The sequence below is a fragment of the Malikia spinosa genome, assembly GCF_002980625.1.
Taxonomy (GTDB): domain Bacteria; phylum Pseudomonadota; class Gammaproteobacteria; order Burkholderiales; family Burkholderiaceae_C; genus Malikia; species Malikia spinosa.
Genome location: NZ_PVLR01000036.1, coordinates 133,010 through 153,802, shown reverse-complemented (window position 1 = coordinate 153,802; position 20,793 = coordinate 133,010). Strand labels below are relative to the sequence as shown.

Below are 20,793 nucleotides of genomic sequence, written 5' to 3'. Positions count from 1 at the left end.
AGTCCATAACACGCTCTAAGGTTTTTATCCTAGACTGAAAGCGTTCAGGGTCAGGAGCCAATCATCATGAGTCACGGCTTGCACAAATTGCCCACCGCACTGCTGCTCATCGGCTGGCTGGCTAGCGCCCAGGCTGACGAAGGGCTTTCAGCAGGCGCCCTGCGTGAGTCGGCACAGGCCAGCGGCCATGCGAGCGCCAGCGCGGCCCACAGCATCGCCGCCTCGGGGCGCGCCACGCTAGGACTGTCGGCGGTGCCGCTGGCAATAGGCGGTGCGGTGCTGGGCTCGGCAGGCAGCGCCAGCGCCGCAGTTGCGCGCGACTCGATGCGGGCGGCCAATGCGCCGATCGGCACGCCGCTCGAGATCACCGAGGAAACCATCACGATCATCCCGCCGGACATCGCGCTCAAGCCGCGCGCCCCCGTCCAGCCGGACTGAATCGAGCGCTGGCGCGGCTCAGTCCGGCCCAGCAGCCCGCAACAACCAGGAGCACAGCGATGCAGGTCAGATGGCGCAGAGAGATTTCCGGCCTCGCCCTGGCCTGGCTGGCCGGTGCGGTTCAGGCTTCGGGCTTCAGCTCCAGCTTCAGCAGCCCCGGCACGCCACTGCACTTCCAGCCGGAACAGGTGGTGAGCTTTTCCAAGAAGGTCGAACGCCAACTGGCCAGTCAAGGCGCGCATGTCGCGCTGCTCGCACGCATGGGCCGCCCGGCCTCGGAACTGCCGCAGGGCATGCATTTCACCCATGTGGCCTTCGCCGTCTACTCGGAGATCACCACCGCCGACCAGCGCAAGCTGCCAGGCTATGCGATCTACAACCTGTACCAGAAGGACGGCCGGCCCGACGTCAGCGAGCTGGTGCAGGATTTTCCGGTGGACTTCTTTTCGGGCGTCGCCGAGCTAGAGGCAGGCATCATCGTGCCATCGGCCGAGCTGCAAAAACGCTTGCTCGAAGTGATCGCGTCACCGGCCTACAGCGCGCTGCACGACCCCCATTACTCGCTGATCGCCAATCCCTATACCCTGGGCCGGCAGAACTGCACCGAATTCGTACTCGACGTGATCCAGGCTGCGATCTACCAGACCTCGGAGCTGAACCAGATCAAGGCCAATACGCGGGCGCATTTTTCGGCCCAGCCTGTCAACGTGAACCGTTTCAAGCTGCTGCTGGGTTCATTGTTCAGTGCCGAGATCTCGACTTCGGACCAGGACGGCCAGCCGCAGACGGCCACCTTCGAGACCATCGGCCAGTACCTGCAGCAGTACGACAGCGGCAGCCAGGTCTTCACGGTTCTCGCCGACTGAGCCGAGATCATGGCAGCACGACTGTGGCTCTGCCTCTGGGTCGCCTGGCTGGTCTGGCAACCGGCTCAGGCCGCCGGCTTCAGCCCGAACCCGAGCCAGGCGCAGGGGGCACCGATCTTTGCGGCGGAACAGATCATCGAGCTGGCGAAGAAGGTGGAAAAGGCCCTGGCGCAGCGTGGCGCCCGGGTCGCGATCATCGGCCGCATCGGTCGGCCACCCGAGCAGATGCCTGAGGGCATGTATTACACGCACGCGGCCTTCGCGGTCTACTCCGACATCACGACGCAGGATGGGCGTCATCTCAAGGGCTACGCCACCTTCAACGAATACCAGAGCGACGCGGAGCCGGACACCAGTTCACTGGTGCAGGATTACCCGGTGGACTTCTATGCCTTGGTGGCGAGGCTGGAGGCGGGCGTCATCATCCCCTCGCCGGAACTGCAAAGGCGGCTGCTGGAAGTGATCGCCTCGCCGACCTATGCGGCGCTGCACGAGCCGAGCTACTCGGCGATCGCCAATCCCTACACGCTGGGCAAGCAGAACTGCACCGAGTTCGTGCTCGACGTGATCCAGGCGGCGATCTACGGCACCAGCGACCTGCGGGTGATCAAGGCCCAGTCGAAGCAGTTCTTCCAGGGGCAGCAGGTCCATGTCAACGGCTTCAAGCTGCTGCTCGGATCGCTGTTCAGCCGCGAGATCTCGCTGTCGGACCACCCGAGCCTGCCGCCCGTGACGGCGACGTTCGAGACGCTGGCGCGCTACCTGCAGCAGTACGACCAGGCCGAGTTCTTCACCCTGAAACCGGACTGAGGCACCGTTGCCGGTCGGTCCCCGGGCGCCCGCCCGGCGCTCAGGCCGGCAGCGCCAGGGCCGTGCACAACTGGTGCAGATCCGCCACCGTCAGATGCGGCTGGCGCGGTGCATGGGCCCAGTGCTGCCGCTCGCGGTTGACCCAGACCGTCTGCATGCCGGCGTCGAGCGCGCCCAGCACGTCAAGCAAGGCGTCGTCGCCGATGTGCAGCACCTGGTGCGGCGCGACACCGGCGGCCTCGGCGGCCAGGCTGAAGATGCGCGGGTCGGGCTTGGCGACCCCGGCCTCGCGCGCGCTGACCTGGGCCTTGAAATGGGCGCCCAGGCCGACCCGGTGCAGGTCGGCGTTGCCATTTGAGAGCGAGACCAGCGGATAGCGGGCGGCCAGGCGCTCGAGCGCTGGCAGGGCATCGGCATAGCACTCGACGCATTGGCGCGCGGCGAAGAAGACCTCAAACGCCGGCTCGGCCAGCGCCGCATCGTCGCCGGCGCGCCGCAGCGCCAGCGCAATCATCTCGCGCCGCAGGTGGCTCATGTCATGGGCATGGGCGGCGTGGTCGCGGTTGACTTCGGCGCGCAGCGCGCGCCGGTACTCAGGCGCACGCCACTGGTCGGCGGTGGCGGGTGCCTCGGCGTCGAGCCAGGACTGCAGCCGCGCCTCGGCGCGCTCCAGGGTCGGCAGGATGGGCCAGAGCGTGTCGTCCAGGTCCAGCGTGATAGCTCTTACTTGTGCAGGGTTCAACATGGCTGGGCGAGAATAACGCATGTCTTTCCGCAAAGAACCCTCCTACACCCATGGCCAGCCGGCCAAGACGGGCATTCTGCTGTGCAACCTCGGCACGCCCGATGCACCGACCGCACCGGCATTGCGCCGCTACCTGGCCGAGTTCCTCGGCGACGCGCGCGTGGTCGAGATCCCGCGCCCGATCTGGTGGCTGATCCTGCACGGCATCATCCTGCGGGTGCGACCGAAGAAGTCAGCCGCCAAGTACGCCAGCATCTGGACGCCCGAGGGCTCGCCGCTCAAGGCCTGGACCGAGAAGCAGGCCAAGCTGCTGCTCGGCCACCTGGGTGAGCGCGGCCACCGGGTCGAGGTGCGCTATGCGATGCGCTATGGCCAGCCTTCGGTAGCGACCCAGCTCGACGCGATGAAGGCGGCGGGCTGCACCCGGGTGCTGATCGTGCCGGCCTATCCGCAGTACAGCGGCACCACCACAGCAAGCGTGTTCGACGCGGTCTACAGCTGGGCATCGAAGGTACGCCTGATCCCCGAGCTGCGCTTCATCAACCGCTACCACGACCAGGCTGGCTACATCGAGGCACTCAAGCAGCGGGTGCAGCAGCACTGGCTGGCGCATGGCCGGCCCGACAAGCTGCTGATGAGCTTTCACGGCGTGCCGCAGCGCACGCTAGAAATGGGCGACCCCTACCACTGCGAGTGCCACAAGACCGGCCGGCTGCTGGCCGAGGCGCTGGGGCTGAAGAAGGACGAGTATGTCGTGACCTTCCAGTCGCGCTTTGGCAAGGCCAAGTGGCTGGAGCCCTACACCGAACCGACGCTGAAGGCGCTGGCTGGCAGCGGCACCAAGCGGGTTGACGTGATCTGCCCCGGCTTCACCAGCGACTGCTTGGAGACGCTGGAGGAGATTTCGCAGGAGGCGCGCGAGACCTTCCTGCATGCCGGCGGCCAGGAGTTCCACTACATCCCCTGCCTGAACGACAGCGGACCCTGGATCAGGGCCCTGGCCGATCTGTGCGAACAGCATCTGGCGGGCTGGCCGACCCAGCAGCCGCAGGACACGGCAGCAGCCGAAGCCACGCGCCGGCGCGCGATCGAGCTCGGCGCCAAGGTCTGAAAATGACAGCGTCCCGGCCGGACTGAAGCCGGGCGGGACGCGAGGTCAAGGCTGAGGCGCTGGACTCAGGCGCGGCGGTGCCAGGCCAGCAGGCGCGGCGTGACCAGCACCAGCGCGACCACGATCAGCAGGAACAACGACATCGGCCGGTCGATGAAGACGGTCCAGCGGCCCTCGCCGATCGACAGCGCGTTGCGCATCTGCGCTTCGGCCAGCGGACCCATGATCAAGCCCACAATGACGGGAGCGATCGGGAAATCGAAGCGCCGCATCAGCACGCCCAGCAGCGCCAGGCCGCCCATCAGGTAGAGGTCGAACGCGCTCTGGCGCATGCCATAGACGCCGACGGTGGCGAAGATCAGGATGCCGGCATAGAGCTGGGGCTTGGGGATGCGCAGCAGCTTGACCCAGAAGCCGACCAGCGGCAGGTTCAGCACCAGCAGCATGACGTTGCCGATGTAGAGCGAGGCAATCAAGGCCCAGACCAGGGTGGACGAGGTCTGGAACAGCTGCGGGCCGGGGTTGATGCCGTAGTTCTGGAACGCCGACAACAGGATCGCGGTCGTGACCGAGGTCGGGATGCCGAGCGTGAGCAGCGGCACCAGCGTGCCGGTGACGGCCGCGTTGTTGGCGGCCTCGGGGCCGGCGACGCCCTCGATCGCGCCCGTGGTGCCGAACTCCTTCTTGTGCTCGGGATCGGCCAGCTTGCGCTCGGTCGCGTAGCTCAGGAAGGTCGGGATCTCGGTGCCGCCGGCCGGTATGGTGCCGAACGGGAAGCCCATGAAGGTGCCACGCAGCCAGGCCGGCCAGGAGCGGCGCCATTCGGAGCGGGTCATGTGGACGCTGGTCATCTTGTTCAGGCTGCTGACACTCTTGCCTTCGTAGAGCGCGTTGTAGAAGGCTTCGCCGACCGCGAACAGGCCGACTGCCACCAGCACCACCTCGATGCCGTCCATCAGCTCGAGCACATTGCCGGTGTAGCGCACCTGGCCGGTGATCTGGTCCATGCCGATCAGGCCGAGCGCGAGGCCGACGAACAAGGCCGTCATGCCGCGCAAGGTGCTGTTGCCGAGCACGGCCGAGACGGTCGTGAAGGCCAGCAGCATCAGGCAGAAATACTCGGGCGGGCCGAGCCGGACCGCGTAGTCGGCCAGCAGCGGCGCGAACAGCGTCACCAGCACGGTGGCGATGCTGCCCGCGACGAAGGAGCCGATCGCCGAGGTCGCGAGGGCCGCGCCGGCGCGACCGCTCTTGGCCATCTTGAAGCCTTCGAGCGCAGTGACCATGGTGCCGGTCTCGCCCGGCGTGTTGAGCAGGATCGAGGTGGTCGAGCCGCCATACATGGCGCCATAGTAGATGCCGGCGAAGAAGATCATCGAGGAGGTCGGCTCGACCTGCCCCGTGATCGGCAGCAGCATCGCCACCGTGACCGCCGGCCCGAGGCCGGGCAGCACGCCGATCGCCGTGCCGAGCGCGCAGCCGACGAAGGCCCACAGCAGGTTGATGGGCGTCCCGGCCGTGGCGAAGCCGCCCAACAGCTGGGACCAGATATCCGTTTCAATCATGATTTGCTCCGGTCCGCGACAGCGGGTCGCGGCGGTTGAAGTGCGGGGGCAGGCTCAGGCTCAGAACCAGCCGGTCGAGGTCAGGCCCGGCAGGTTGACGGCCAGCACCTGGGTGAAAAGCCAGTAGACCGGCGCAGCGATCACCACGCCCGTCAGCAGGTCCTGCCCCATGCGTGGCAGCGACGTGGACTGGCCTTCAGCCAGTCGCAGGCCGCGCACGGCCAGCGCATAGCACAGGGCACAGCTGGCGATGAAGCCGGCATGCTCAATCAGGGTCGCATTGAGCAGCAGCCCAGCGGCGAGCCAGGCAAAGGAGCGCCAGTCGCCCCGGTCGGCGCCGGACGGCGGCTCGACGTCGTGAAAGCCGCCACGGCGCGCCTGCTGCAGCAGCAGGACGCCGCACAGGGCCAGCACGCCAGCCACCAGCCAGGGCAGGAAGGCCGGGCCGACGCCCGAATAGCCGGCCGCCGACGGAATCTGTGCCGCGCCCCAGGCCAGCACGCCCGCGACCCCCAGCGCGCCGAGCGCGATCAGGGTCTGCAGGGTCGTGGAGCGGGAAGAGTTCTGCATCACGCCAGCTCCGCTCAGACCATGCCGGACTTGACCATGATCGCACGCAGGTTGGCGAAATCACGATCGACGAATTCCTCGAAGGCCTGGCCGGTCAGCAGGGCCGGGGTCCAGCTGTTCTTGGCCAGCGCCTCCTGCCAGGACTTGCTCTGGGTGGCCTTGGTCACCTTGTCGATCAGCGCCTGGCGCTGGGCGGGGGTGATGCCGGCCGGTGCGTAGACGCCACGCCAGTTGCCGAGCTCGACATCGACGCCCTGCTCCTTCATGGTCGGGATGTCCAGGCCCTTGAGGCGCTGCGGCGAGGTGACCGCGATCGCGCGCATCTTGCCGGCCTCGATATAGGGCTGGAACTCGCTGTAGCCGCTGCCGCCGATCGTGACGTTGCCGCCCAGGATCGCAGCGACCGCCTCGCCGCCGCCACGGAAGGGCACGTAGTTGAGCTTGGCGGTATCGACACCGATGGCCCGGGCCAGCATGGCCGCGGCAATATGTTCGGTCGCGCCGCGCGAGCCACCGCCGAACTTGACGCTGGCGGGGTCCTTCTTCATCTGCTCGATCACGTCCTTGAGTGTCTTGAACGGCGAGTTGGCCGGCAGCACGAACACGTTGTACTCGCTGGTCAGGCGCGCGATCGGGGTCAGCTGCGTGACCGAGACCGGCGGCTTGCCGGTGATGATGCCGCCCAGCATCACGGCGCCCATCACCATCAGCGCGTTCGGGTCACCCTTGCTCGAGTTGTAGAACTGCGCCAGACCGATGGCGCCCGCCGCGCCGCCCTTGTTCTCGTAGCTGACGCTGCCCGCCACGCCCGCATCCTGCAATGCCTTGCCCAGCGCGCGACCGGTGGTGTCCCAGCCGCCGCCCGGGTTGGCCGGCAGCATGAGCTTGAAGTTCTCGGCGGCCCAGCCCTGCTGCGGCAAGGCGCCGACAGCCATCAAGGCGGCCAGGGATTTGAGGAATTGGTCACGGCGCATGGTGGTCTCCTGTATCGGTGTTCTGATGGCTGTGATGTTCGGCTGCGAAGCTGTCAATCGGCTGTCCGGGACCTAGAGACAAACCCTGATACGTTCGGACCCGAAGACGCGCGCGCATTCGCTAAGCTGCTGCCATGAAACTGCTCTTGATCGAAGACAACCTGCAGCTGCAGACCAGCTTGCGGCGCAGCCTGGAACGCCGCGGCATGGAGGTCGCCCTCTGCGGCGATGGCCGGCTGGCCCTGTCAGCCTGGCGCGCCCAGGCGCCGGACCTGGTGCTGCTGGACCTGAGCCTGCCCGGCCTGGACGGCCTGCAGGTGCTGGGACAGGCGCGCGCGGCCGGCTTGCGCACACCCGTCATCATCCTGACCGCGCGCGGCACGGTGGGCGACCGCATCCTGGGACTGAACCAGGGCGCCGACGACTACCTGCCCAAGCCGTTCGACCTCGACGAGCTCGAGGCGCGCGTGCGCGCGCTGGTGCGACGCACGGTCCAGCCTGGCCCGAGCGCCCAGTCGGCGCCGGAAATCCGGCAGCGCTGGCAGGACAAGCCCGACTACTGCGGCCTGCGGGTCGATGGCGAGAGCGGCGCGGTCTACTACGGCCAGCAGCCGCTCGAACTGCCGCCGCGCGAACTCGCCCTGCTGCGCACGCTGCTGTCCAAGCCCGGACACGCAATCGCCAAGGAAAGGCTGTTCGAGCAGGTGTTCCCGGGCGAAAGCGAGGTCCAGTACGACGCGATCGAGGTCGTGGTCTACCGCCTGCGCAAGAAGATCGCGCACACGCCGACCCAGATCGTGACGCTGCGCGGCCTGGGCTACCTGATCAAGGCCCAGCCATGAGAGAGACCCGCCAGGCCACGCCCGGGCGGCGCGTCTCGCTGCGGCGTCAGCTGATGGTGGGCATCCTGCTGCCGGTGCTGCTGTTCGTCGGCTTCAACACCGTGGTGCTGTACCGGCAGATGCTGCGCGCGGCCGACACCGCCTACGACCGCACGCTGCTGGCCACCGCCAAGGCCATCGGCGAGCAGCTCGCGATCGAAGGCCAGGGCGAGCAGGCCAGGCTCAGCGGCAAGCTGTCCTATGCGGCGCTCGAAGCCTTCGAGGCCGACAACCGCAGCCGGCTGTTCTACCGCGTGACCGGCTTTGCCGGCGAAATGGTGGCGGGATTCCCCGACCTGCGCCCCTGGGACGGCAGGATGCCGGATCGCGGCCTGTATGCCGCGCTGGTGAATTTCTACGATGACGACTACCAGGGCGTTCCGGTGCGGGTCGCGGTGCTGCTGCAGCCGGTCAGCGGCACCGAGCGCCAAGGCATGGCCACGATCCAGGTCGCCGAGACGCTGGAGCTGCGCCAGACGCTGGCGCGCCAGATCCTGCTCGACACGCTCTGGCGCCAGGCGGGCCTGGTGCTGGTGATCGCCGCCGTGGTGGTGGCCGTGGTGCACCGCGTGACGCGGCCGGTGCGCGCGCTCAGCGCCGAACTGGCCAGCCGGCCCGAGAACGACCTGCGACCGCTCGATGCCGGACTGGCCCCGCGCGAGATCGCCCCGCTGATCGAAGGGGCGAACCTGCACATGGCCCGGCTGTCGGAATTGCTCGAGCATCAGAAGCGCTTCGTGCGCGACAGCTCGCACCAGCTGCGCACGCCACTGGCGGTGCTCAAGACCCAGGTCCAGTCGGCGCTGCGCGGCGACGTCGAGCCGCGGCTGGCGCTGGAGGAGATCGCCCAGACCGTGCAGGGCGCGACCGAACTGGCCAACCAGATGCTGGCCCTGGCCAAGGTCGAACAGCTGCGCAGCCAGGCCGACATCCCGCTGAGCGACTGGGCGCCGATCGTGCACACGGTCGCGCTCGACCTGTCGGCGCTGGTGGCCGACAAGTCGCTCGATTTCGAGCTCGAGACGCAGGCGACTCCGGTGCGGGCGCACGAATGGTCGCTACGCGAACTGACGCGCAACCTGCTGCACAACGCGGTGCGGCACAGCCCGCCGGGCGGACGGCTGGCGATCCGGCTCGCGCTGCACGGCACGCGGGCCGAGCTGTGCATCAGCGATGCCGGTCCCGGCATCTCGGCGGCGCAGCGCGAGCGCCTGTTCCAGCCCTTCTCGACCGATGCGACCGACCCGGGCGCGGGCTCAGGGCTAGGACTGGCGATCTGCCTGGGCATCGTGCAGGCGCTGCACGGCCAGATCACGCTCGAGAACCGGGTCGAGCAGGGCCGCATCAGCGGCCTGGATGCCAGGGTGGCCTTGCCCCTGGCGACACCAGACTGAGGCCGGCTGCGCGAGAATAGCGCCAGCAACCACTTCCTCGCTACATGGCAGCCACTCCTCCTTCCGCAGAAAAAGTCCGGCTCGACAAATGGCTCTGGGCCGCACGCTTCTACAAGACGCGCAGCCTGGCGGCTGACGAAATCGACAAGGGCCGGGTCAAGGTCAACGGCCAGGTCGCCAAGGCCTCGCGCGAGCCGCGCATCGGCGACGAGATCGAACTGCGCGCCGGCTTCGACCAGCGCACCCTGTGCGTCAAGGGCTTGAGTGCGGTGCGCGGCCCGGCGCCGCAGGCCGCCCTGCTCTACGAGGAAACGGCGGCCTCGCTGCTGGCGCGCGCCAACGCCGCCGAGCAGCGCCGGATCGCACCCGAACCCTCGCAAGGCCTGAGCCAGGGCCGCCCGACCAAGCGCGACCGGCGCCAGCTGCAGGACCTGCGCACCCCGGACTGGAACGAGCGCTGGAGCGCCTCAATCGATCACTGAGCCGGCGCGCACGGTGCGCGTGACCACGCGCTCGTCACCGAGCACGATCAGCGCGAACAGCAACTCCTCCAGATCGCGCGCCTGGGCCGTGCGCCGCGCCAGCAGCGGCGTGGCGCGCGGATCGAGCAGCACGAAATCGGCCTCGCAGCCCGGCGCCAGATTGCCCACCACGCCGTCAAGTCCGAGCGCGCGCGCCGCGCCGGCCGTGTGCAGCCACCAGAGCCGGCTCGGCGCCAGACTCACGCCGGCCTTGGCCGGGCCGCCGCCGGTAAAACCGGCCCGGCCCGCCTCGTAGGCCGCCAGCATGGTGCGAAACGGACTGAAGCTGGTGCCGCCGCCGACATCGCTGGCCAGGCCATGCAGAAAACCGGTGCGCTCGGCGCTGGCAAAGTCGAAACAGCCGCTACCCAGGAAGAAGTTGCTGGTCGGACAGACCGCTGCCGCCGCGCCGCGCTCACGCAGCAGTTCCCGGTCGGTCTGGTCGAGGTGCAGGCAATGGGCATAGACCGAGCGCTCGCGCAACAGGCCGAAGCGGGCATAGACCTCGAGATAGCTGCGGTCTTGCGGATAGAGCTCGCGCACCCAAGCCAGCTCGTCGAGGTTTTCCGCCACATGCGACTGGACCCAGACCCCGGGATGGCGCGCGGCCAGTTCGCCCGCGCCTTGCAGTTGCGCGTCCGAGCAGGTCGGCGCGAAGCGCGGCGTGATCGCGTAACCGAGACGGCCGATGCCATGCCAGCGCAAGATCAGCGCCTCGGTGTCGAGCAGGCTTTGCTCGGTGGTATCGCGCACGCCGTCGGGGCAATGGCGGTCCTGCAGGCATTTGCCCGCGATCAGCCGCAGGCCACGCGGCTGCGCGGCACTCATCAGCGCATCGACCGATTGCGGATGCGAGGTGCAGAAGGTCAGTGCGGTCGTCACGCCATGGCGGTCGAGCTCATTCAGGAAGAAATCCGCCACCTCGGCCGCATGCAGCGGATCGGCAAAGCGCGCCTCCTGCGGAAAGGTATGGTGCTCGAGCCAGGGCAGCAGGCCCTCGGCCGGCGAGCCGATGACGTCGGTCTGCGGATAGTGGACATGCAGGTCGACGAAGCCCGGCGCAATCAGCCGATCCGGGATCGACTCGACGCTCAGCCCGGGGTAGTGCCGGATCAGCTCATGGAAGGACCCCAGTGCCAGCACGACGCGTGGCGCAGCGGCACCGCCCTGCCCCGGCCCGGTGACCAGCAGGCCGTCGGACCAGTAGCGCGGCGCGCCGGTGTCAGGATCGAAGGACAGGATGGCAGCGCGATAAGCTTTCATGCCTGCCAGCATAGCGCGCCGCTCAGGCTGGCACATGGGCGACAAGCTACCCAAGCGATTTTCAGCGCCAGAAATTCAGCCGGCCGGCCAGCCAGCCAAACAAACGGCAGGCAGGCAGGCAGGCAGGCCGAGGCTGGGGTGGAACCGTGAGCCGATTTCTGGCCGCGCAGCGGACAGTATGAGGCGAGCGGTTTCACCCCAGCCTCGGCCACACCGCAGACGACATGAGACGCGCGGCCTCACCCCAGCCTCGGCCCCTCAGCAAGGGCCTGGAGGGTAATCAGCGCCGCTGGATCGCCGCAATCAGCACGCGCGTGTTGTAGCGCATCATGCCGAGGTAGCTGGCGGCCTCGCCCTGGGGCGCCAGCGAATCCGAATAGAGCCCTTCGCTCGAAGCCTTGAGCCCGGTCTCGCGCGCGATCTGCTCGATCAGGCGCGGGTCGGCAATGCTCTCGACGAACAGCGCACTGGCCTTTTCCTGGCGGATCTGGCGCACCAGGCGCGCGACGCCCTGGGCCGAGGCCTCGGAATCGGTGCTCACGCCCTGCGGCGCCAGAAAGCGCACGCCATAGGCGCTCGCGTAATAGCCGAAGGCATCGTGCGAGCTGATCACCAGCCTCTGCGGGGCAGGAATAGCACTCCAGGCGCGGCGGATCTCCTGGTCCAGCGCATCGAGCTGCTGGCCATAGGCAGCGGCATTGCTGCGGTAACTGTCGCAACCGGCTGCATCGGCCGCGCAAAGGCCCTGGGCAATGTTCTTCACATAGGCCCGTACCCGGGCCACGTCCTGCCAGACATGCGGATCGGCCGCCGCATGCGCGTGGCCATGGCCATGCTCGTCGGCAGCGCCCTTGAGCGGCTGGATGCCGGCGCTCGCGACCACATGCCGACCCTTGAAACCGGCCGACTTGAGCAGGCGCGCCATCCAGCCATCAAAGCCCATGCCGTTGGACAACACCAGCTGCGCCTGCCCGACCTGCTTGGCCTGCGCGGGCTTGGGGCTGTAGACATGGGCGTCGCTGCCCGGGCCGACCAGCACCTCGACCGCGACGCGCTCGCCGCCAACCTGGCGCACCAGGTCGCCCAGGATGCTGAAGCTCGCAACCACCCGCAGCGCGGGTTCGGCAGCGCCAGCCGGCGCGCACAGTCCAGCCGCGGTGACCAACGAAACGGCAGCCAGGCGAAGGGATTTGAAGACAGGTTGCATGGGATTCAAGCTTTCAAGTGGACAGGAGATCGCCACAGCCGGCCCAGCAGACCCTGACGGCCGACCAGCAGCGAACCCAGGTAGAGCAGGCCCAGCACCATCACGATCACCGGGCTGGTCGGCCAGTCGGCGTGGTAGGACACCAGCAGGCCGACGGTGCAGGCCAGCAGCGCGAAGCCGCTCGCGAGCGCCAGCATCGGACCGATGGCGCGGGTCCAGAAACGCGCGCCAGCCGCCGGCAGCACCATCAGGCCGACCGACATCAGCGTGCCGAGCGCATGAAAGCCCGCCACCAGGTTGATCACCAGCAGCGCCAGGAAGCCGTAATGGCTGACCGGACTCCAGCGGCTGACCGAGCGCAGGAAGGCCGGGTCCAGGCATTCGAGCACCAGCGGCCGGTACAGCACGGCCAGGCCCAGCAGCGTGAAGCCCGCGATGCCAACCAGCAGCCACAGTGCCGGATCGTCGAGCGACAGCACGGTGCCGAACAGCACATGCAGCAGATCGACGTTGTTGCCGCGGGTCGAGACGATCAGTACCCCGAGCGCGAGCGAGATCAGGTAGAAGGCCGCCATGCTCGCGTCCTCGCGCAGCACGGTGCCGCGCGCGACCAGGCCGGAGGCGACCGCGACCACCAGGCCGGCGACGATGCCGCCGATCGTCATCGCGCCGAGCGACAGGCCGGCAAACAGATAGCCGATCGCCGCGCCAGGCAGGATGGCATGCGCCATCGCGTCACCCGTCATGCTCATGCGGCGCAACATCAGGAACACGCCCATCGGCGCGGCACTGACCGACAGCGCCAGGCAGCCCGCCAGCGCGCGGCGCATGAAGCCGAATTCCAGGAAGGGCTCGACCAGCAGCGCCCAGAGACCGGCCAGGCTCAGTCCGTCCAGCATGTCGACACTCATCGGAACACTCCCGGGCTGATCTCGTCGGAGCGACAGACCGGCGCCTGCTCGTCGAAGGCCTCGTGCATGGCCTGGGCGCGCTGCCAATGCTCGTCGGTCAGCACCTCGGCGGTCGGTCCCCAGGCCACCAGCTCGCGCGCGATCATCATCGTCAGCGGAAAATGGTCGCGCACCTGCGGCAGGTCGTGCAGCACGGCGATCACGGTCTTGCCGGCCTGATGCCAGCGGTGCAGCAGTGCGATCAGGTCGGCCGTGGTGCGCGCATCGACCGCCGAGAAGGGCTCGTCGAGCAGCACCACCGGCGCGTCCTGCAGCATCAGGCGTGCGAACAGGGTGCGCTGAAACTGGCCGCCCGACAGCGTGTCGAGCGCGCGCTTCTCGAAGCCGGCCAGGCCGACCTGGGCCAGCGCGTCGCGGCAGCGCTGCATCTGGGCGGCGCTGAAGCGGCCCAGGGCGCCGACCTCGTGCCACAGGCCCATCGCGACCATGTCCTGCACGCTGACCGGAAAGCTGCGGTCCATGCCGGCTTGCTGCGGCAGATAGGCAATGCGCTGGCCGCGCAGGCCGTCGAGCGCGCCCTGCAGCGGACGCAGCTGACCGGCCAGCGCCTTGATCAGCGTCGACTTGCCGGCGCCATTGGGGCCGACGATCGCAACCAGCGCACCCGGCGCTATGGTCAGCGAGACATGGTGCACCGCCGGGTGCTTGTCGTAGCCCAGGGTCAGGTTGCGCAGCTCGATCGCGGCCGGTCGTGAATTCATGTCAAGCCTGTGCGGAAGTGGCCCACAGCATGGCGGCGACCAGTGCGATGCAGACCAGCGCGGCGCCCAGCAGGCGCTGGGCGGCCGAATGCAGCAGCCAGGACGCACGCGGCCCGGCAGCGACTGCCGCAACAGGCGGGACGGCCGCCTGCGGACCATGATCATGGGAGTGGGAATGGATGTGCGGTTCTGACATCGGGAAAGGCGTTTGGGCAGCGCGGGCAGCTATCGCAATTGGGTTGCAATTATCTGGGCATCATAACGCATCCGGGTTGCGTTATGATGCCCACATGCCGGACACACCAGCCTCCCCGTCCATGCCGACCGACCGCTTGCCGCCCGAATGGCTGGCCTGCCTGGAGCGGGCTGGCTTGCGACGTACCCAGGCCACGCGGCGGGTGCTGGAGCTGTTCCTGCATGATTCCGGCTGGAGCCCGACCCATGCCGAGGTCGATGCCGCGCTGCAGGCCAGCGGACTGCGCTGCAACCGCGTCACGCTCTACCGCCTGCTGGACCGACTGGCCGCGGCCGGACTGCTGGAGCGCCAACCGGACGACGCGTCACGCAGCTGGCGCTTTCACCTGGCAGCCAGCGATGCCGAGGCCCAGGCGCCGCGCTTCGAGTGCGATGCCTGCCACCGCCAGTTCCGCATCACCGAAGCGAGTCAGAGCAGCCGTGCCGCCACCCACCAGCTGCTCGATGCGCTGGCGCACCTGGGGCATCATGCGCAGCGGGTGGAACTGGCGATCCACGGTACCTGCGCCGGCTGTCAGCCCAACCCTGGTCAGCTCGCCCGTCGCTGAACGACGCCAGCGACCGGTACTCCGCCCTTACCAGCTCAGGCGGCAGCGGTCGCCGCTGGCCTGGCGCTCGACGCTGACCGCGCACAGCTGCGGAAACACCGGTTCGAGGTCGGCGCGGATGAAGGCGCACAGGTTTTCCAGCGTCGCCGGGCCCAGGCCCGCGACTTCGTCGAGGAAGCGGTGGTCGAGCCGGTCGCGCAGCCGCTCGACCTCGCGCCGCAGGTAGGCCAGGTCGACCAGCATGCCGCTGGCCGGATCGGGATTGCCCAGCAGCGTGACCTCGGCATGGTAGGTATGGCCGTGGATGCGGCGGCTGCCCTCGGCATCAATGCTGCGCTCGAGCGTGTGGGCGGCCTCGAAATAGAAGCGCTGCGACAGCTCGCAGCGCGCCGGACGCGGGGTGTAGGCGGCACTCATCAACGGATCTCCAGGATCTTGTGGGTCTGCAGCGACAGCCGCCACTGCGGGTGCGCCTGGCAATAGGCGATGCAGGCCTGGGTGTTGGCGGCCTGGGCCGGGTTGTCCATCGGCTGCAGCAGGAAATGCTCGAAGTCGAGCCGGCCCAGTTCAGCCGGATCGAGTCCGGGCTGGGGCCAGACCAGCTTGAGCTCCTGACCCGAGGTCTGCAGCAGCGGCGCGCCGGCCTTGGGGCTGACGCAGATCCAGTCGATGCCGGTGGGCGCCTCGATCGAGCCATTGGTCTCGACCGCGACCTCGAAGCCCTGCGCGTGCAGCGCGTCGATCAGCGCCGAGTCGACCTGCAGCAGCGGTTCGCCGCCGGTCAGCACCACATAGCGCTGGCCCCGCCCCTCGGGCCAGAGCGTGGCGATGCGCGCGGCCAGCTCGGCCGCCTCGGCAAACTTGCCGCCCAGCGTGCCGTCGGTGCCGACGAAGTCGGTGTCGCAGAAGCGGCAGATGGCGCTGGCGCGGTCCTGCTCGCGCCCGCTCCAGAGGTTGCAGCCGGCAAAGCGGCAGAACACCGCCGAGCGGCCGGCGCGCAGGCCTTCGCCCTGCAGGGTGTAGAAGATTTCCTTGACCGAATAAGTCATGCCCGCTCCCCTACCGGCACAGCGGCGTGACGGCTCGATCCGGCTGCGACGGCAGGCCGGCAAGAGACAGCGGACGGAAAAGCAAGGGCTGGCGGCCGCGAACGCGACAGCGAGGTTTTGAACATGGTGTTCCTCGACATGGCCCCGGCTTGAAAAAGAATGAGCCCGCCGGGGCAGCGGGCTCAGGTGTCAGATTTTAACGCACCGAGGCGGTGGCTGCAGGCGAGCGCCGGGCAGCGCCAGCCGCCTGCGGCCACCGTCAATGCATCAACGCGTCAATGGCCCAGATAGGCTTCCTGCACCTTGGGGTCGCCCAGCAGCTGCTGGCCGCTGCCTTCGAGCACGATGCGGCCGGTCTCGAGCACATAGGCCCGGTCGGCGATCTTGAGCGCCTGGCGCACGTTCTGCTCGACCAGGAAGATGGTCAGGCCGCTGCGGTTGATCTCGCGCAGGGTGCGGAAGATATCCTGCACGATGATCGGCGCCAGCCCCATCGAGGGCTCGTCGAGCAGCAGCAGGCGCGGCTTGGCCATCAGCGCGCGACCGATTGCCAGCATCTGCTGCTCGCCGCCCGACAGGTTGCCGGCCAGGCCGCGCGCGCGCTCCTTCAGGCGCGGGAACAGCTGGTAGATGCGCTCGATCTCGGCCTCGCGCTCGGCCTTGCCGATGCGCCGGGTGTAGGCGCCGAGCTCAAGGTTCTCGTGCACCGTCAGCGTGGTCAGCGTCGCACGGCCCTCGGCCACCTGCACCACGCCGCTGCGCACGATGCGGTGCGGCGCCATCGCGCTCAGGTCCTGGCCGTCGAAATCGACGCTGCCGCCGCTCTTCCTGACCAGGCCCGACAGCGCCAGCAGCGTGGTCGACTTGCCGGCCCCGTTGGCGCCGACCAGGGTCGTGATCCGGCCCAGCGGCAGCTCGAAGCTGATGCCCTTGACCGCCTCGATCTGGCCGTAGGCGACCTGCAGGTCGCGCACCTGCAGCAGCGGCTGGCCGAGCTGGCTGGCGTGCGCGGGTGCCTCGTGGTGCGGGCTGGCGCCAGCGGCCACGGCCAGGTCGTCGCTGAGCTGGGATTGATCTTGTTGCGGCGTGCTCATGCGCGCTCTCCTTGGCTCGGCGCGGGGCCGGCTTCATCGTCATCGCGGCCCAGATAGGCCTCGATCACCTGCGGGTTGGTGCGGATCTGCTCGGGATTGCCCAGCGCGATGATCTGGCCGAAGTTCAGCACCGCGATCTGCTCACACAGGCCCATGACGAACTTCATGTCGTGCTCGATCATGAACACGGTGAAGCCGCGCGCGGCGATGGCACGGATCACGGCCATGATCTCGACCTTCTCGGCGCTGTTCATGCCGGCCACCGGCTCGTCGAGCAGCAGCAGGCGCGGCTCGGTCGCCAGCGCGCGCGCCAGTTCGAGCTTGCGCTGGTCGCCGTAGGACAGCTTGTCGGCCACCTCGTCGGCCTGCGACTCCAGGCCGACCCAGGACAGCAGCTCGCGCGCCCGTTCGCGTGCGCGCTGCTCCTGGGCCCTGAAGCCCGCGCTGGCCAGCAGCAGACCCAGCGCGCCATAGCGCAGATGGGAATGCTGGCCGACCATCACGTTCTCGAGCAAGGACATGCCCTTGAAGATGCGGATGTTCTGGAAGGTGCGCGCCAGGCCGAGCCGGGTGATCTGGTGCGGCTTGAGGCCGGACAGGTCGCGGCCGTCGAAGCGGATCGCGCCGCCGTCGGGCTGCTGCAGGCCCGTGATCAGGTTGAACACCGTGGTCTTGCCGGCGCCGTTGGGGCCGATCAGGCCAAACACGCCGCCCTGCGGGATCGCCAGGTTGACGCCCTGCAGCACCTTGAGGCCGCCGAAATGGCGCTCGACGCCGTTGAGTTCGAGCAAGGTACTCATGCTTGGCCCCCTTTGCGCTTGAACCATTGACGCAGGCGCACCGGGTCCCAGACGCCCTGGGGCAGGAACAGCACGATCAGCACCAGGATCAGGCCGTTGAAGACCAGACGGAAGTCGTTGAGCGAGCGCAGCAGCTCGGGCAGCAGCGTCAGGGTCACCGCACCCAGCACCGGACCGAGCAGGCCGTTGATGCCGCCCAGGATCGCCATGGTCAGGATCTCGACCCCACGGTCAAAGCCGTACTCGTTCGGGCCGATGAAGAAGGTCAGGTGCGCGTTGAGCGCACCGGCCAGGCCGGCAATCATCGCGCCGAGCACGAAGGCCAGCAGCTTGTGGCCGGCGACATCGATGCCCATCAGACCGGCCGCGGTGTCATCCTCCTTGATCGCCTCGAAGGCGCGCCCGATGCGCGAGCGGTTCAGGCGCCAGAGGCCGAACAGCACCAAGGCCAGCGCCAGCGCGACATGCCACCACTGGGTCGAGGGCGGAATGCCGTTCAGGCCGAGCGCGCCGCCGGTGACGCTCTCGGTGTTGAGAATCGCGATCCGCACCACCTCGCCGAAGGCCAGCGTGGCCATGGCCAGGTAGACGCCCGACAGCCGCAGCGTCGGCTGGCCGATCGCGAACGCGGCCAGCGCCGGTGCGGCCATGCCGCCGGCCAGCGCCAGCGTGAACGGCGCATCAAAGTTCATCGTCAGCAGCGCCGCCGCATAGGCCCCGATGCCCATGAAGGCGGCATTGGCCATCGCGAGCATGCCGCAAGACAGGGTCAGGTAGATGGACAACGCCAGCAGCGCGTTGGTGCCCAGCGTGAGCACCAGGTTGCTGTAGACGGCCCAGAAATTGTCGAACGCTTCCATCAGACCTTGCGCTCCTGCAGTGAACCGAACAAACCCTTGGGCCGCAGCAGCAGCACCAGGAACAGGAAACCGAAGGCGACCGCGTCGCGCATGTCGGAGCCGATATAGGCAATCGACAGCACCTCGGCCAGCCCGAGGAACAGGCCGCCCAGCATGGCGCCGCGCACATCACCGAGGCCGCCCAGGATGATGACCGCGATGCCCTTGTGCAGCATCGGCTGGCCCATCAGCGGGAACAGCGCGTTCGAGTAGAGCCCGATCAGCACGCCGGCCAGCCCGCCCAGACCGGCCGCCGCGAACGAGGTCAGGTAGAACAGGCCCTCGACGTTGATGCCGAGCAGATAGGCCGCCTTGGGCGACTCGGCGATCGCGCGCATGGCGCGCCCGAGCTGGGTGCGCTTGAGCGACAGCATCAGCGCGCCCATCAGCACGAAGGACAGCAGCACGATGCCGAGCTCGAGCGCGGTCAGGTGCAGGCCGCCGAGCGTGAGCGACTCCTCCGACACCGTGCCGGCCGGAAAGCGCAGGTTCTCGGCGCCGAAGATGCCCTGCATCGCGCTGTTGATCGCGATGCCGACGCCGATGGTGGCGATCATCGGAATCAGGTGCGGCGCACCGCGCGCGCGCAGCGGCTTGAGCACCAGGAAGTCGATCGCCAGCCCGAGCAAGCCGCAAACCAGGAAGGCAAACAGCAGGCCGGCCCAGAGCGGAAAACCGAAATGGTTGATCACCTGCAGCGCCGCATAGGCGCCGACCATGAAGACCGCGCCATGCGACAGGTTGACGACGCCGAGCACGCCGAAGATCAGAGTGAAGCCAAGCGCGAACAGCGCGTAGACGCTGCCCAGGGACAAGGCATTGACGAGTTGCTGTTCCAGCACGGGAATAGCCTCCTTGAAAAAGCAAAAGGACGGCTGGCCGCACAGGCCAAGCCGTCCGGGAATCCAGCCGCTTACTTCTGGATCACGAAGCGGCCGGCCTGGGTCACGCTGACGATGGCAGCCTGCTGGGCGTCGTAGCCGGCGGGCTTGCCGGCCTTGTCGCTGGCGCGGCGGAACTGGAAGGCGCCGGTCGCGCCGGTCCACTTGACGGCCGGCAGCGCATCGCGCAGCGCCGTGCGGTCGGCCGCCAGGTTGCCGCTGAGCTTGACGGTCTTCAAGGCCTGGGTCGCGATATGGAGCCCGTCATAGGCCTGGGCCGCGAACTGGTCGGGCGCCATCTTGTACTTGGCCGTGTAGGCGACGACGAACTTGCGGTTGGTCTCGGTCTGGTTCTCGATCGACCACGGGCTGCCGACATAGAGGCCGTCGGACTTGTCCTTGGCCAGGTCGAACACCTTGACCGAGTTCATGCCGTTGCCGCCGATGAAGGGAATGTTGAGACCGAGCTGGCGCGCCTGCACCATGATCGGGCCGCCCTCGGCGATCAGCGCCGACAGCACGATCGCATCGGGATTGCCGGCCTTGATCTTGGTCAGCTGGGCCTTGAAGTCGACATCGCCCTTGGCGAAGGTCTCGGTGGTCGTGACCGGCAGGTTCAGGTCGGCCAGCGCCTTCTTGAAGTTGTCGTAGCCGCTCTTGGTGAAGACATCGTCGTTGCCGTAGAGCACGGCGACCTTCTTGATGTTGCCCTTCTTGATCGCCATCTTGAGCGTCTCGGGCAGCACGTCGGCCTCGGTCACCGAGTTGCGGAACACATAGTCGCCGATCGAGGTGATGCCGTCAGCCGTGTTCGAGGTGCCGAACACCACGGTCTTGGATGCCTGCGCGATCGGATTGGCGGCCTGGGCCGAGTTCGACAGCGTCGGGCCGAAGATCATCAGCACCTTGTCCTGGAACACCAGCTTCTTGAAGACGTTGATCGCCTCTTCCTTCTTGCCCTGCTCATCCTCGATCACGAGCTGGATCTTGTTGCCGTTGACGCCGCCCGCCGCGTTGATCTGCTCGGCCGCCAGCTGGAAACCGTTGCGGATCGCTGCGCCATATTGGGCCGCGCCACCCGACAGGGCCTCGGCGACACCGATCTTGAGGTCGGCAGCCTGGGCCGAACAGGCCAGGGTGGCCGCGACGGCCAGCAAGGAGGTCTTGAACAGGGACAGATTCATGGGGGACATCTCCAGGGATTGCGGGGGGAGACCGGCCTGGCCGGCAGAGCCGGTCATTGTATCGCC

24 protein-coding genes are annotated in these 20,793 nt (G+C 68.1%); 8 read left to right on the top strand and 16 right to left on the bottom strand.

Features of this window, described 5'->3' with window-relative positions; translation table 11 throughout:
• The first annotated feature begins 78 nt into the window (after positions 1-78).
• Genes C6P61_RS12835 through C6P61_RS12825 form a run of 3 tightly spaced genes read left to right on the top strand, consistent with a single transcriptional unit; the run spans position 79 to position 2,114 of the window.
• Positions 79-438: a hypothetical protein gene (locus C6P61_RS12835; RefSeq protein ID WP_105730314.1), complete on the top strand. Its 360-nt coding sequence runs from the start codon at positions 79-81 to the stop codon at positions 436-438.
• A 59-nt stretch (positions 439-497) separates the two neighbouring features.
• A complete protein-coding gene (locus C6P61_RS12830; RefSeq protein WP_105730313.1) occupies positions 498-1,304 on the top strand; it encodes a DUF2145 domain-containing protein in 807 nt (268 codons plus the stop codon).
• A 9-nt stretch (positions 1,305-1,313) separates the two neighbouring features.
• Positions 1,314-2,114, top strand: coding sequence for a DUF2145 domain-containing protein (locus tag C6P61_RS12825; RefSeq protein ID WP_105730312.1), 801 nt, complete (start codon positions 1,314-1,316; stop codon positions 2,112-2,114).
• Positions 2,115-2,154: 40 nt separating this feature from the next.
• Here the strand turns inward: C6P61_RS12825 and C6P61_RS12820 are convergent, their stop codons facing one another.
• Entirely contained in the window at positions 2,155-2,859 is a 705-nt protein-coding gene (locus C6P61_RS12820; RefSeq protein WP_105730311.1) for an HAD family hydrolase, read from the bottom strand.
• Between the two features lie 19 nt (positions 2,860-2,878).
• On the opposite strand from C6P61_RS12820, the gene hemH reads away from it, so the two are divergent.
• Positions 2,879-3,970, top strand: coding sequence for a ferrochelatase (gene hemH / locus C6P61_RS12815; protein ID WP_105730310.1), 1,092 nt, complete (start codon positions 2,879-2,881; stop codon positions 3,968-3,970).
• Positions 3,971-4,035: 65 nt separating this feature from the next.
• Here the strand turns inward: hemH and C6P61_RS12810 are convergent, their stop codons facing one another.
• From C6P61_RS12810 to C6P61_RS12800, 3 genes are read right to left on the bottom strand one after another with little or no spacing between them, the layout of a single operon-like run.
• Positions 4,036-5,535 carry a tripartite tricarboxylate transporter permease gene (locus C6P61_RS12810; RefSeq protein ID WP_105730309.1) on the bottom strand — a complete coding sequence of 500 codons (1,500 nt, stop codon included), beginning with the start codon at positions 5,533-5,535 and terminating at the stop codon, positions 4,036-4,038.
• Between the two features lie 60 nt (positions 5,536-5,595).
• Positions 5,596-6,105, bottom strand: a complete 510-nt coding sequence (locus C6P61_RS12805; protein ID WP_105730308.1) for a tripartite tricarboxylate transporter TctB family protein — start codon at positions 6,103-6,105, stop codon at positions 5,596-5,598.
• 14 nt (positions 6,106-6,119) lie between these two features.
• Entirely contained in the window at positions 6,120-7,079 is a 960-nt protein-coding gene (locus C6P61_RS12800; protein ID WP_105730307.1) for a Bug family tripartite tricarboxylate transporter substrate binding protein, read from the bottom strand.
• A 134-nt stretch (positions 7,080-7,213) separates the two neighbouring features.
• Between C6P61_RS12800 and C6P61_RS12795 the strand changes: the two genes are divergently transcribed.
• From C6P61_RS12795 to C6P61_RS12785, 3 genes are read left to right on the top strand one after another with little or no spacing between them, the layout of a single operon-like run.
• Positions 7,214-7,921 (top strand): response regulator transcription factor, encoded by a 708-nt coding sequence (locus C6P61_RS12795; RefSeq protein ID WP_105730306.1) that lies wholly within the window; start codon positions 7,214-7,216, stop codon positions 7,919-7,921.
• Entirely contained in the window at positions 7,918-9,354 is a 1,437-nt protein-coding gene (locus C6P61_RS12790; protein ID WP_105730305.1) for a sensor histidine kinase, read from the top strand. The genes C6P61_RS12795 and C6P61_RS12790 overlap by 4 nt, the downstream gene beginning before the upstream one ends.
• Before the next feature lie 44 nt (positions 9,355-9,398).
• On the top strand, positions 9,399-9,836 hold the full coding sequence (locus C6P61_RS12785) for an RNA-binding S4 domain-containing protein (RefSeq protein WP_105730304.1): 438 nt from the start codon (positions 9,399-9,401) through the stop codon (positions 9,834-9,836).
• Here C6P61_RS12785 and guaD read toward each other — a convergent pair.
• The 5 genes from guaD to C6P61_RS12760 form a co-directional block, all read right to left on the bottom strand.
• Positions 9,822-11,138 carry a guanine deaminase gene (guaD, locus tag C6P61_RS12780; protein WP_105730325.1) on the bottom strand — a complete coding sequence of 439 codons (1,317 nt, stop codon included), beginning with the start codon at positions 11,136-11,138 and terminating at the stop codon, positions 9,822-9,824. The two genes, C6P61_RS12785 and guaD, sit on opposite strands and share 15 nt — an antisense overlap.
• A 280-nt stretch (positions 11,139-11,418) precedes the next feature.
• Positions 11,419-12,345, bottom strand: coding sequence for a metal ABC transporter solute-binding protein, Zn/Mn family (locus C6P61_RS12775; protein ID WP_105730303.1), 927 nt, complete (start codon positions 12,343-12,345; stop codon positions 11,419-11,421).
• A 5-nt stretch (positions 12,346-12,350) separates the two neighbouring features.
• Entirely contained in the window at positions 12,351-13,256 is a 906-nt protein-coding gene (locus tag C6P61_RS12770) for a metal ABC transporter permease (RefSeq protein WP_244908915.1), read from the bottom strand.
• Positions 13,253-14,017, bottom strand: coding sequence for a zinc ABC transporter ATP-binding protein AztA (aztA, locus tag C6P61_RS12765; protein ID WP_105730302.1), 765 nt, complete (start codon positions 14,015-14,017; stop codon positions 13,253-13,255). Before aztA ends, C6P61_RS12770 begins: the two co-directional genes overlap by 4 nt.
• A gap of 1 nt (position 14,018) precedes the next feature.
• Positions 14,019-14,213, bottom strand: coding sequence for a hypothetical protein (locus tag C6P61_RS12760; RefSeq protein ID WP_105730301.1), 195 nt, complete (start codon positions 14,211-14,213; stop codon positions 14,019-14,021).
• A 94-nt stretch (positions 14,214-14,307) separates the two neighbouring features.
• Here C6P61_RS12760 and C6P61_RS12755 point away from each other — a divergent pair, with 94 nt between their 5' ends.
• A complete protein-coding gene (locus C6P61_RS12755) occupies positions 14,308-14,820 on the top strand; it encodes a Fur family transcriptional regulator (RefSeq protein WP_146115050.1) in 513 nt (170 codons plus the stop codon).
• A 27-nt stretch (positions 14,821-14,847) separates the two neighbouring features.
• Here the strand turns inward: C6P61_RS12755 and C6P61_RS12750 are convergent, their stop codons facing one another.
• From C6P61_RS12750 to C6P61_RS12720, 7 genes are all read right to left on the bottom strand, one after another.
• The gene (locus C6P61_RS12750) at positions 14,848-15,237 is read right to left on the bottom strand and encodes a 6-carboxytetrahydropterin synthase (RefSeq protein WP_105730299.1); all 390 of its coding nucleotides are present in this window, start codon (positions 15,235-15,237) and stop codon (positions 14,848-14,850) included.
• The gene (gene queE, locus C6P61_RS12745) at positions 15,237-15,869 is read right to left on the bottom strand and encodes a 7-carboxy-7-deazaguanine synthase (protein WP_105730298.1); all 633 of its coding nucleotides are present in this window, start codon (positions 15,867-15,869) and stop codon (positions 15,237-15,239) included. The genes C6P61_RS12750 and queE overlap by 1 nt, the downstream gene beginning before the upstream one ends.
• A gap of 275 nt (positions 15,870-16,144) precedes the next feature.
• Positions 16,145-16,963: an ABC transporter ATP-binding protein gene (locus C6P61_RS12740; RefSeq protein WP_105730297.1), complete on the bottom strand. Its 819-nt coding sequence runs from the start codon at positions 16,961-16,963 to the stop codon at positions 16,145-16,147.
• Complete coding sequence (locus C6P61_RS12735; RefSeq protein ID WP_105730296.1) at positions 16,960-17,754, bottom strand: ABC transporter ATP-binding protein; 795 nt, start codon at positions 17,752-17,754, stop codon at positions 16,960-16,962. The genes C6P61_RS12740 and C6P61_RS12735 overlap by 4 nt, the downstream gene beginning before the upstream one ends.
• A gap of 5 nt (positions 17,755-17,759) precedes the next feature.
• The gene (locus tag C6P61_RS12730; protein ID WP_105730295.1) at positions 17,760-18,623 is read right to left on the bottom strand and encodes a branched-chain amino acid ABC transporter permease; all 864 of its coding nucleotides are present in this window, start codon (positions 18,621-18,623) and stop codon (positions 17,760-17,762) included.
• Positions 18,623-19,504: a branched-chain amino acid ABC transporter permease gene (locus tag C6P61_RS12725; protein WP_105730294.1), complete on the bottom strand. Its 882-nt coding sequence runs from the start codon at positions 19,502-19,504 to the stop codon at positions 18,623-18,625. The genes C6P61_RS12730 and C6P61_RS12725 overlap by 1 nt, the downstream gene beginning before the upstream one ends.
• Positions 19,505-19,575: 71 nt before the next feature.
• Entirely contained in the window at positions 19,576-20,727 is a 1,152-nt protein-coding gene (locus C6P61_RS12720; RefSeq protein WP_105730293.1) for an ABC transporter substrate-binding protein, read from the bottom strand.
• Positions 20,728-20,793 lie beyond the last annotated feature (66 nt).

Bases quoted from the DNA above. Each gene is read 5' to 3' on its own strand.
- C6P61_RS12750 (WP_105730299.1), bottom strand. From the start codon at position 15,237: ATGAGTGCCGCCTACACCCCGCGTCCGGCGCGCTGCGAGCTGTCGCAG.
- C6P61_RS12825 (WP_105730312.1), top strand. From the start codon at position 1,314: ATGGCAGCACGACTGTGGCTCTGCCTCTGGGTCGCCTGGCTGGTCTGG.
- C6P61_RS12770 (WP_244908915.1), bottom strand. From the start codon at position 13,256: ATGAGTGTCGACATGCTGGACGGACTGAGCCTGGCCGGTCTCTGGGCG.
- C6P61_RS12820 (WP_105730311.1), bottom strand. From the start codon at position 2,859: ATGTTGAACCCTGCACAAGTAAGAGCTATCACGCTGGACCTGGACGAC.
- C6P61_RS12790 (WP_105730305.1), top strand. From the start codon at position 7,918: ATGAGAGAGACCCGCCAGGCCACGCCCGGGCGGCGCGTCTCGCTGCGG.
- C6P61_RS12800 (WP_105730307.1), bottom strand. From the start codon at position 7,079: ATGCGCCGTGACCAATTCCTCAAATCCCTGGCCGCCTTGATGGCTGTC.
- C6P61_RS12810 (WP_105730309.1), bottom strand. From the start codon at position 5,535: ATGATTGAAACGGATATCTGGTCCCAGCTGTTGGGCGGCTTCGCCACG.
- C6P61_RS12755 (WP_146115050.1), top strand. From the start codon at position 14,308: ATGCCGGACACACCAGCCTCCCCGTCCATGCCGACCGACCGCTTGCCG.
- C6P61_RS12795 (WP_105730306.1), top strand. From the start codon at position 7,214: ATGAAACTGCTCTTGATCGAAGACAACCTGCAGCTGCAGACCAGCTTG.
- C6P61_RS12775 (WP_105730303.1), bottom strand. From the start codon at position 12,345: ATGCAACCTGTCTTCAAATCCCTTCGCCTGGCTGCCGTTTCGTTGGTC.
- guaD (WP_105730325.1), bottom strand. From the start codon at position 11,138: ATGAAAGCTTATCGCGCTGCCATCCTGTCCTTCGATCCTGACACCGGC.
- aztA (WP_105730302.1), bottom strand. From the start codon at position 14,017: ATGAATTCACGACCGGCCGCGATCGAGCTGCGCAACCTGACCCTGGGC.
- C6P61_RS12730 (WP_105730295.1), bottom strand. From the start codon at position 18,623: ATGGAAGCGTTCGACAATTTCTGGGCCGTCTACAGCAACCTGGTGCTC.
- C6P61_RS12760 (WP_105730301.1), bottom strand. From the start codon at position 14,213: ATGTCAGAACCGCACATCCATTCCCACTCCCATGATCATGGTCCGCAG.
- queE (WP_105730298.1), bottom strand. From the start codon at position 15,869: ATGACTTATTCGGTCAAGGAAATCTTCTACACCCTGCAGGGCGAAGGC.
- C6P61_RS12830 (WP_105730313.1), top strand. From the start codon at position 498: ATGCAGGTCAGATGGCGCAGAGAGATTTCCGGCCTCGCCCTGGCCTGG.
- C6P61_RS12785 (WP_105730304.1), top strand. From the start codon at position 9,399: ATGGCAGCCACTCCTCCTTCCGCAGAAAAAGTCCGGCTCGACAAATGG.
- C6P61_RS12805 (WP_105730308.1), bottom strand. From the start codon at position 6,105: ATGCAGAACTCTTCCCGCTCCACGACCCTGCAGACCCTGATCGCGCTC.
- C6P61_RS12720 (WP_105730293.1), bottom strand. From the start codon at position 20,727: ATGAATCTGTCCCTGTTCAAGACCTCCTTGCTGGCCGTCGCGGCCACC.
- hemH (WP_105730310.1), top strand. From the start codon at position 2,879: ATGTCTTTCCGCAAAGAACCCTCCTACACCCATGGCCAGCCGGCCAAG.
- C6P61_RS12740 (WP_105730297.1), bottom strand. From the start codon at position 16,963: ATGAGCACGCCGCAACAAGATCAATCCCAGCTCAGCGACGACCTGGCC.